The 8,906-nt window shown below is 72.7% G+C and carries 11 protein-coding genes and 1 rRNA gene; 9 read left to right on the plus strand and 3 right to left on the minus strand.

The window, feature by feature from the left end; all coding sequences use genetic code 11:
* Positions 1-8: 8 nt before the first annotated feature.
* The 8 genes from ACTWPP_RS36525 (at position 9) to ACTWPP_RS36560 (ending at position 6,379) form a co-directional block, all read left to right on the plus strand.
* Positions 9-401: a rhodanese-like domain-containing protein gene (locus tag ACTWPP_RS36525; RefSeq protein WP_443108992.1), complete on the plus strand. Its 393-nt coding sequence runs from the start codon at positions 9-11 to the stop codon at positions 399-401.
* The gene (locus tag ACTWPP_RS36530) at positions 398-922 is read left to right on the plus strand and encodes an NADPH-dependent FMN reductase (RefSeq protein ID WP_443108993.1); all 525 of its coding nucleotides are present in this window, start codon (positions 398-400) and stop codon (positions 920-922) included. Before ACTWPP_RS36525 ends, ACTWPP_RS36530 begins: the two co-directional genes overlap by 4 nt.
* Before the next feature lie 278 nt (positions 923-1,200).
* A complete protein-coding gene (locus ACTWPP_RS36535; protein ID WP_443108994.1) occupies positions 1,201-1,908 on the plus strand; it encodes a hypothetical protein in 708 nt (235 codons plus the stop codon).
* A 458-nt stretch (positions 1,909-2,366) separates the two neighbouring features.
* The gene (locus ACTWPP_RS36540) at positions 2,367-3,311 is read left to right on the plus strand and encodes an NAD-dependent epimerase/dehydratase family protein (protein WP_443108995.1); all 945 of its coding nucleotides are present in this window, start codon (positions 2,367-2,369) and stop codon (positions 3,309-3,311) included.
* Between the two features lie 7 nt (positions 3,312-3,318).
* Positions 3,319-4,212, plus strand: a complete 894-nt coding sequence (gene sigJ / locus ACTWPP_RS36545) for an RNA polymerase sigma factor SigJ (protein ID WP_443108996.1) — start codon at positions 3,319-3,321, stop codon at positions 4,210-4,212.
* A 37-nt stretch (positions 4,213-4,249) separates the two neighbouring features.
* Positions 4,250-4,750 (plus strand): metallophosphoesterase family protein, encoded by a 501-nt coding sequence (locus ACTWPP_RS36550; protein WP_443108997.1) that lies wholly within the window; start codon positions 4,250-4,252, stop codon positions 4,748-4,750.
* A gap of 22 nt (positions 4,751-4,772) precedes the next feature.
* A complete protein-coding gene (locus ACTWPP_RS36555; RefSeq protein ID WP_443108998.1) occupies positions 4,773-5,516 on the plus strand; it encodes a phosphotransferase family protein in 744 nt (247 codons plus the stop codon).
* A gap of 29 nt (positions 5,517-5,545) precedes the next feature.
* On the plus strand, positions 5,546-6,379 hold the full coding sequence (locus tag ACTWPP_RS36560) for a crotonase/enoyl-CoA hydratase family protein (RefSeq protein WP_443108999.1): 834 nt from the start codon (positions 5,546-5,548) through the stop codon (positions 6,377-6,379).
* Positions 6,380-6,396: 17 nt separating this feature from the next.
* On the opposite strand, the gene ACTWPP_RS36565 is transcribed toward ACTWPP_RS36560, so the two are convergent.
* The 3 genes from ACTWPP_RS36565 to ACTWPP_RS36575 all read right to left on the minus strand — a co-directional run bounded on the left by ACTWPP_RS36565 (position 6,397) and on the right by ACTWPP_RS36575 (position 8,127).
* Complete coding sequence (locus ACTWPP_RS36565) at positions 6,397-7,254, minus strand: patatin-like phospholipase family protein (protein ID WP_443109000.1); 858 nt, start codon at positions 7,252-7,254, stop codon at positions 6,397-6,399.
* A 99-nt stretch (positions 7,255-7,353) separates the two neighbouring features.
* Positions 7,354-7,839: a DUF2752 domain-containing protein gene (locus ACTWPP_RS36570; protein WP_443109001.1), complete on the minus strand. Its 486-nt coding sequence runs from the start codon at positions 7,837-7,839 to the stop codon at positions 7,354-7,356.
* A 3-nt stretch (positions 7,840-7,842) separates the two neighbouring features.
* The gene (locus tag ACTWPP_RS36575; RefSeq protein WP_443109002.1) at positions 7,843-8,127 is read right to left on the minus strand and encodes a CD225/dispanin family protein; all 285 of its coding nucleotides are present in this window, start codon (positions 8,125-8,127) and stop codon (positions 7,843-7,845) included.
* Positions 8,128-8,802: 675 nt separating this feature from the next.
* Between ACTWPP_RS36575 and ACTWPP_RS36580 the strand changes: the two genes are divergently transcribed.
* A 16S ribosomal RNA gene (locus ACTWPP_RS36580) occupies positions 8,803-8,906 on the plus strand; the annotation flags it as partial.

Here is an 8,906-nt window from a genome sequence, read left to right on the forward strand (position 1 = left end):
TGGATGCCATGGCTCGTACGATCGAAGAGATCCTCGCCGACGCGCGCGTCCGCCTGGCACGCCTCGACCCCGGTCAGGCCCACGCCGAGACGCGGGACGGCGCGCTGCTGGTCGACATCAGGCCCGCGGCCCAGCGCGCGGACGAGGGCGAGGTGCCCGGCGCGCTGATCGTGGAACGCAACGTCCTCGAATGGCGCCTCGACCCGGTGTCGGCCGCCCGGCTCCCCCAGGCGACCGGCCACGACCTGCGCGTCATCGTGTTCTGCTCGGAGGGCTACACCTCCAGTCTCGCCGCGGCGTGCCTGCACGACCTCGGCCTCACCCGCGCCACCGACGTCGTCGGCGGCTTCCGGGCGTGGCGGGCCGCGGGCCTGCCGACGACCGGGGGAACGGGCGCATGAGCACCGTCGTGCTGGTGGGCAATCCGCGGCCGAAGTCGCGGACGCTCGCGGCGGCGCTCCAGGCCGCCGAGGCGGTCGACGAGCGGATCGGGGTCACCGCCGAGGCCGGGACCGTCGACCTGTCGGTGCTGGCGCCCGACCTGCTGAGCGCCGTCCCGCCGCCCGGCGTGCAGCACGCCCTGGACACCGTCGGCGGCGCGGACGTCCTCATCGTGGCGAGCCCGACCTACAAGGCCACCTACACCGGCCTGCTGAAGGTGTTCCTGGACCGCTTCGCCGCCGGTTCGCTGGCGTCCGCGGTCGCCCTGCCCCTCCTGGTGATGGGCGACCCCAGGCACGCCCTCGCCGTGGAGACGCATCTGCGGCCGCTCCTCATCGAACTGGGCGCGAACGTCGCGACCCCCGGCCTGGCACTGCTCGAATCGCAGCTCGCGGACGCCGAGGACGTCATCGGAGCCTGGGCCGACCGCGTCGCCCCGCAGGTGGCCGGCTTCCTCGCGAACAGATCCACCGGCATCTGACCGGCCGCGCGATCCCGCCATTTCCTGGGCTATTCTCTTAGCGCGCCCGGCCGATTTCGCTGGGTGATTTCGCGTTCAGCTTAGTGTTCTCCTCCGCCGTTTTAGCGGAATTCTATAAGACGTGAACTTATTTCTGATCGGGTCTTTGTTTCTCTGGATCACTCGGGTACAAACAGGTTGTATTCCGCGCGGTCATGTCTCCCGTTCACCGCGCGAAGGGGGCCGTGTGCGGGCGCCGCACCCGGAAACAGAAAGCCCGCTCCCGAGGAGGAGACCCCGTGAAAGCTCCCACCAGACTCGCCGTGCCGGTGGTGGCCGCGTCCGCCGCGCTGGCCCTGACGGCGGGCACCGCGTCCGCCGCCACCACGACCCTCCGCGAGGAGACCGCCACCGGAGCGCCCTACTCCGGAAACTGGCAGGTCTCCACGGTCGGGCCGCTCACCTTCTCCGTCGACTTCCTGGGCTCGGAGGTGACCGGGTCGTGTGAGAGCGCGACGCTGCAGGGCACCGTCCAGTCCGCCGGCGCCGGCGAGCTGACCGCCGCGTCGATCGGCGCGTGCGAGACCTCCAACGGCCTCAGCTCGCCCGCGACCGACCTCGACCTCAGCGAAGTGCCCGACAAGAGCGGCCAGGTCGCCTACGACCCGGTCGACGGCGGACGCGACGGCACGCTGTCCATCAACGCCGGCCTGAGCTTCAAGGTCGAAGGCAAGATCCTCGGCTTCACCGTCACCTGCTACTACGGCTTCCGCACCGGCGACACCCCCGGGCTCGCCTTCGACGTCTACAACCGCGACAACCCGAACCGGCCGCTCCCGGACCTCGACGACGCGCAGGGCGCGGCCGACGACATCACGCTCGTCCGGCAACCGGGGAGCAGCGGCCTGTGCCCGTCCGACGGCACCGGCGCCGGCGCCGGCATCGCCCGCGGTGAGAGCACTCCCGGCTCCGGCGTCTTCGACCGCAAGCTCTACCTGACCTCGTAACGCCCCTGCCTGTGACGCCCGCCCGCCGGTCCGGGCCGCCCCCGCCCCGTCCCGTCCGCTCGGGGCGGCCCGGACCACCCGCGGAGAAAGAGAAAGACGGCCGGGCCCCGGGGCCGGTGCAAGGGAGTGATCATCCTCCTCGGAGCCCGGCCGCCCCCTCTGCCCTCGCGATGCTGGGTCGCCGCGTCGGAACGGCCGGGGGCGTACGGCCGGAATCCTCCTGGACGAACGCGAGGAATTCGAGCGTAACTCCGCAGGTCAGCGCACGGTAATGACAGCTTGCTTACAGTTGTTTCCCACCGGTGTCCGGATCCCGGCGTGGCAAAATCACCCGCCCCCGCGACGGGGATGTGGCCTGAATCACGTCCGGGAACGTCACGACCGGCGACCCTGTCCCGTCCTGATGCAGAAACCGTCGTTCCCGGCGACGCTGCCGGGACGGATCAGGGGAGGTCATCATGCGAGTTCTCGTCGCCGGGTCCACCGGGGTCATCGGGCGCCGGCTCGTCCCGCTGCTGGACGCCGTCGGGCACGAGGTGACCGGGCTGGCCCGCACCCGCCGCCCGGCCGCCGCCGGGCGGACCGTGACCGCCGACGCGCTCGACCGGGACGCGCTGGCCCGCGCCGTCGCCGAGGCCGCGCCGGACGCGGTCGTCAACCTGCTCACCGCGATCCCCGCCGCGCCCGACCCGAGGCGCCTGGCCCGCGACTTCGCGGCCACCAACCGGCTCCGCACCGAAGGCACCCGCAACCTGTACGACGCGGCCGCGAACGCCGGCGTCACCCGCGTCCTCGCCGAGGGCCTCGCCTACGCCTACCAGCCGGGCGACGGCCTGGCCGACGAGGACTCCCCCCTCTGGACCGACCGGACGCCCAAGCAGTTCGCGCCCGTCCTCGCCGCGCTCATCGAACTCGAACGGCTGACCGGCGAGGCCGGGGGACTGGTCCTGCGGTTCGGCCACCTGTACGGGCCGGGCTCCGCCTTCGCCCCGGACGGCGCGTTCACCGGCCAGGTCCGCGCCGGCAAGCTGCCCGTGGTCGGCGGCGGGAACTCGACCCTGTCGTTCACCCACGCCGACGACGCCGCGACCGCCCTCGTCGCCGCCCTCGACAAGGACCTGACCGGCGTCGCGAACGTCGTGGACGACACGCCCGTCACCATGGGCGAGTTCCTGCCCGCGTTCGCGCGGACGCTGGACGCGCCCGCGCCCAAGCGCGTCCCCGCCGCCCTCGCCCGGCTCGCCGTCGGCGGCTGGGGCGTGGCGTACATGAACGGGCTGCGCGGCGCCGGCAACACCCGCGCCCGGCTCCGCCTCGACTGGCGCCCCCGGTACGCGTCCTGGACGGACGGCTTCGCGGCCGGCCGCGGCCCGGGGGGCGGTGACCCGGCCCGCGCGGCATGATCGTCCCATGGACGCGACGACGACCGGGGCCTCCGGGGACCCCGGGGACCCCGGGGCCTTCGAGAAGCACCGCCCGCTCCTCCTCGGCCTCGCCTACCGGCTGCTCGGCAGCATGTGGGACGCCGAGGACGTCGTCCAGGAGGCGTTCCTGCGCTGGACCCGGGCCGGCGCGGCCGAGATCAGGGATCCGCGCGCCTACCTCGTCACGATCGTGTCGCGGCTCGCGCTCGACCAGCTCCGCTCCGCCCGCGTCACCCGCGAGGCCTACACCGGGCCGTGGCTGCCCGAACCCGTCCCCGCCGACGCGTTCGGGCCGCTGGATACCGCCGAGATGACCGACACCCTCGCCTACGCGACCCTGCACATGATGGAGCGGCTGTCGCCGCCCGAACGCGCCGTGTTCGTCCTGCGCGAGGCGTTCGAACTGCCCTACGAGCAGATCGCCGGCGTCCTCGGCGTCCCCGCCGCGACGTGCCGCCAGCACCACCGCCGGGCCGCCGCGCGCCTCGCCGAGGGCCGCGACCGGTTCCGCCCGGCCGCCGCCGACCACACCGAGCTGCTCGGACGGTTCCTGGACGCGGCCCGCGGCGGTGACCTCGGCGCCCTCACCGAACTGCTCGCCGAGGACATCGTCGCCTGGAACGACGGCGGCGGCCGCACCCGCGCGGCGCTGCACCCCGTCGAAGGCCGCGCGCACGTCGCGGCGTTCATCGCGGGCCTCGCGTCCCGCTCCGGGCTCGGCACGACCGAGATCGTTGAGGTTAACGGCGGCCCCGCCGTGTGGACGCACATCGACGGCCGGCGACAGCTCACGGTGTTCGACATCCGGGACGGCCTGATCCACGCGATCTACGGCGTCCTCAACCCGGACAAGCTCAGCCGCGTCCGGCCGCCCGGATGACGGACCCGCGGAACCGCATCCCGGCGCGTGCGGGACAATGGGACGTGTGAGAGCGGTGGCCATCTCCGACACCCACGCGCCCCGGCGCTGGAAGTCGTGCCCGCCGCGGGTGGCCGCGCACCTGCGGGACGCCGACGTGATCCTGCACGCCGGCGACGTGTGCACCGCCTCCGTCCTCGACGAGCTCGCCGAGTACGCGCCCGTCCACGCCGTCCTCGGCAACAACGACGGACCCGACGTCGCCGCATGGGGCGCCCCCGAACGCCTCGAACTCGACCTCGGCGGCCTCGCGGTCGCCCTGGTCCACGACAGCGGCCAGGCCCGCGGCCGGACCGCCCGGATGCGCCGCTGGTTCCCCGACGCGGACCTCGTCGTCTTCGGGCATTCGCACATCCCGCTGGACGAGACCGGCGACGGCGTCCGCATCTTCAACCCCGGATCGCCCACCGACCGCCGCCGCCGGCCCCACGGCACCCTCGGCCTCCTCGAAATCCACGAAGGCCGGCTCACCGGCGCCGAAATCGTTCCCGTCACCTGACCCCGGCCGCGACAATGCGTGAATGAACGCCGTACCGAACGGCCGCCTCCCCTGGGACGGAACACCCGCGCACGTCCGGGCGGACGTGGAAGGGCTGCTGGGCGCCCGCGTCATCGACGCCGCCACCCGGCCCGGCGGGTTCTCCCCGGGCGTCGCCGCACGCCTGCACCTGGACGACGGCCGCCGCGCGTTCGTCAAGAGCGCCGGCCCCGAACCCAACCCGGACACGCCCGGCCTGCACCGCGCCGAAGCCATCGACGCGCCCACGGCCGCCGAACGGTTCGGCGCCGCGTTCCGGGGCTGGCGGCTCCTGTCCGCCGGTGAGGACCTCACCGGCCTCGACCCGTGGGCCCGGCGCAACCTCACCCGGCTGGCCGCCCTCGAAGACGCGTGGGAAGAGGCGTCCGCGGGCCCGACACTCGCCCACGCCGACCTCCGCGCCGACAACCTCCTCCTCACCGCCGACCGGGTCGTCGTCGACTGGCCGTGGGCCTGCCTCGCGGCGCCGTGGTTCGACCTGGTCACGACGCTCCCGAGCATCCACACGCAGGGCGGCCCGCCGCCCGCCGGCGTCTTCGCCGCCCACCCCGTCGCCCGGCACGCCGACGACGACGCGGTGACGTCCGTCCTCGCGGCGCTGGCGGGATACCTCGTCCGGGCGGGCAGGCGGCCGCCGCCGGGCCTGCCCACCCTCCGCGCGTTCCAGAAGGCCCAAGGCGACGCCGCCCTCGACTGGCTGCGGCGGCGCATGGAATCGTCACCCTGAGAAGATCGCCGACAGATGAGGATCCCGGCATGACCGACCGCGTGACCGTGAACGTCCACGAGGGAGTCGCCGACGTGCGGCTCAACCGCCCAGACAAGCTGAACGCCCTCGACATGGCCACGTTCGACGCGCTCGCCGAGACCGGGGAGACGCTCGCCGCGGACCCGTCCGTCCGCGCCGTCGTCCTGTCCGGCGAGGGCCGCGCGTTCTGCGCCGGGCTCGACTTCGCCAACTTCGCCGCCATGGCCGGTGACTCCGCCCCCGACGAGGGCAGCACCCGCTTCCGGCGGCTGGCGGGCGACATCACCGCACGCGAACCGGGACGCATCACCAACCTCGGCCAGCAGGCCGTGCACGCCTGGCGGGAAATGCCGCAGCCCGTCATCGCCGCCGTCCACGGCCACGCCCTCGGCGGCGGCCTGCAGATCGCGCTCGGCGCCGACATCCGGATCGTCGCCCCCGACGCGAAACTGTCGGTCCTGGAGATCCGCTGGGGCCTGGTGCCCGACATGACGGGAACCGCCGCCCTGATCCGTCTCATCGGCGAGGACGTCGCGAAGGAACTCACCTTCACCGGCCGCACGATCAGCGGCGAGGAGGCCGCCCGCATCGGCCTCGCCACCCGCACCGCCGCCGACCCGCACGCCGCCGCCACCGAACTCGCCCGGGAGATCGCCGGCCACAGCCCCGACGCCGTCCGCGGCGCGAAACGCCTCCTCAACCGCGCGGCGGACGACGACCTGGCCGGCCAGTTCCTCGAAGAGTCACGGACGCTCGGAGAACTGCGCGGCACCCCCAATCAGGTCGAGGCCGTCCGCGCCTACTTCGAGAGGCGCCCGCCCGCCTTCACCGCCCCGGCCTGACCCGGCAGGCGGCCCGCCTATGAGCCGCCCGGTTCGTCCCGATTCCAGAACCGGGCGATGCCCGCGGCCAGTGCCTTGCCCTGTGCGAGACCCGCGTCCGCCGACGGTGTGCGGGTGGACGGGGCCAGCGGATCGGCGCCGAACGCCGCCAGCGACGCCCCGTCCGGATCGATCACCTCGACGCGCCCGCCCCGGTCGCCGACCACCGCGATGCCCGCCTCCAGCGCCGGGTCCTCCATCGGCGCGATGACCAGCACACGCTCATGACCGGCGGCGAGGTCGACGTTGTTCACCGATCGCACGCCGCCGTCCACGTACCGGACGGAGTCGATCGTCACCGGCGGCCAGATCATCGGGACGGCGCAGCTCGCCGCGACCGCGTCCACGAGCCCGACCCCCGAGTCGCGGTCGAAGACGCGGAGATCACCGGTCAGGGCGTTCACCGCCGTCACCTTCAGGGCCCGGGACGGCCACTCGTGACGGGGCAGCCGCCCCTCGATCACCGCCCGCCGTTCGGCCTCCGCGACCGTGTCGGCGGCCAGCGCCCGCGCACCGAGCGCCCGCCGGATCACGGCGGGGTCGTCGTTGTCCTCGGCGAGCCGCATCCAGATCTCCGCGAACTCGGCGACGGTCACGCCGCCGGACGGAACCAGCTCGCGGTTCTGCAGCGCGGGATCCGCCTGCCGCGCGAGCAACTCACCGATCGGCAGGCCGCTCCCGATCTGCGCGCCCACCGCGGCGCCCGCCGACGTCCCGACCAGGAGATCGGCCCCGGTCACGTCCGTCCCCTCGCGGGCCAGCCCGGCGATGACGCCCGTCAGCCACGCGATGCCCGCGACACCGCCACCACCGAGAACCAGGGCACGTCCGCTCATCAGCGACCTCCGGGGAAGTACCCGCTCCAAGGCGGGACGACGTCGATGCGCACACGAAGGGGAGCGTAGGGGTGCCGGTCCGGTCCCCGTCGACCGGGGTCAGGCGGCGAGGAAGGAACCGAACGGCAGGTTCCGCACCAGCCAGAAGAGGAGGACCGCCGCGAAGAACGCCCAGATGAACGCGGGAGGAGCCGTCTTCGTGCGGGTGGGACGGTCCCGGGCCAGGGCCTTCGCCCACCGGAACCAGAAGAACGCCAGGACCGGGATCATCGTCACGGCGAAGACGTTCAACGCCAGGGCGTCCCCGACGTGACCGTGGGCGAGCGCGTGAATGGTCCGCATCGAGCCGCAGCCCGGGCACTGCAGGCCCGTCAGCGAGAGGAACGGGCAGGTCGGATAGTGACCTTGCTCATTCGGATCTACCGCGGCGATGTAGGAGACGACCGCGGCGGTGAGGACCACGACCCCGGCCGGCCGGAGCAGCCGGACCGCCACCGCGGCCGCGGAACGGCCGCGGGGCCCGCCCCGCCGCCCGGTGAGGGGCCCGCCCGGCTGAAGCAGGGCGGACCGGCGCTCGCTCGTCATGAATCAGGAGCTGGTCGCGAAGGACACCACGAACGAGATGAGGAGCACGACCACACCCACGGCGGCGGAGACGATCGCCCAGGTCTTGGCGTTGTTGGACGCTTTCTGAGCACCGGCGTGGTCACCGGCCTGCCACTTGGAGTTGACCTGCGCGGCGAACACGATGGACACGACCCCCGCGGGCAGGCAGCAGAGGAGCGTCGTGAGGATCGCCCACACCAGATGGTTCGGGGGCGGGCTGCCGGCACCGTAGGGGTTCGGCGGCGGGGGAGCGGGCGGGTAGGCCATGGGTCGTACCTCCGTGCATGTGGGCTGGGTAATCCAAGAAGATAGATGGTTACCAGTCCCGATGGGTTCCCGCCTACTCCCACGTTCGGCCCGAGGCGAGGCCGGCGGTGCTCCAAGTTGACGTGGCCGCTACGACCGCGTAAGTTAACCCCTCGTCCCCACACGGATGCCAGGACGCCTGCACGGCGGCCGGCCAACCGGGGAACCACCACCGAACCAGCCGACGCGGCTTCGCCGTGCCCGGCCTGCCATGGTGATCGGAAAAGGTCGATTTTGACAATCGCGCCGGATCTGATGAAATAGCTTCACCGCCCGGAAGGCGCCGCGCGAGCGGCAGCGGAAGGGTATTTATCGGAAAAGGGCACGAAATTGACATTCGGCCCGGATCCGGTAAAGTAAGATGAGTCGCCCCGGAGCCGGGGCCTGCGGGAGCGGGGTTCGGCGCGGTGGGTGTCCGTTTCTTGAGAACTCAACAGCGTGTTAAAAGCCAGTGCCTTTATCGGCTCGGCCGGTTCTTTTGTCGGTCGGGTCGCCCCGTGTGCCGCCCCGCTGTGTAGGGGGTGGTGGGGGTTTCTTTGAGGCAAGGGCCCCGCCTTTTTTGGTGGGGTTGTTTGCTGGGATTGTTTTCCGAGGTTTGGCCGGCTGGGGGTTCGTTCTCTGGTTGGTCGTTGTGCCTTAATGGAGAGTTTGATCCTGGCTCAGGACGAACGCTGGCGGCGTGCTTAACACATGCAAGTCGAGCGGAAAGGCCCCTTTGGGGGTACTCGAGCGGCGAACGG

Source organism: Actinomadura sp. 3N407 (assembly GCF_052245875.1).
Classification (GTDB): domain Bacteria; phylum Actinomycetota; class Actinomycetes; order Streptosporangiales; family Streptosporangiaceae; genus Spirillospora.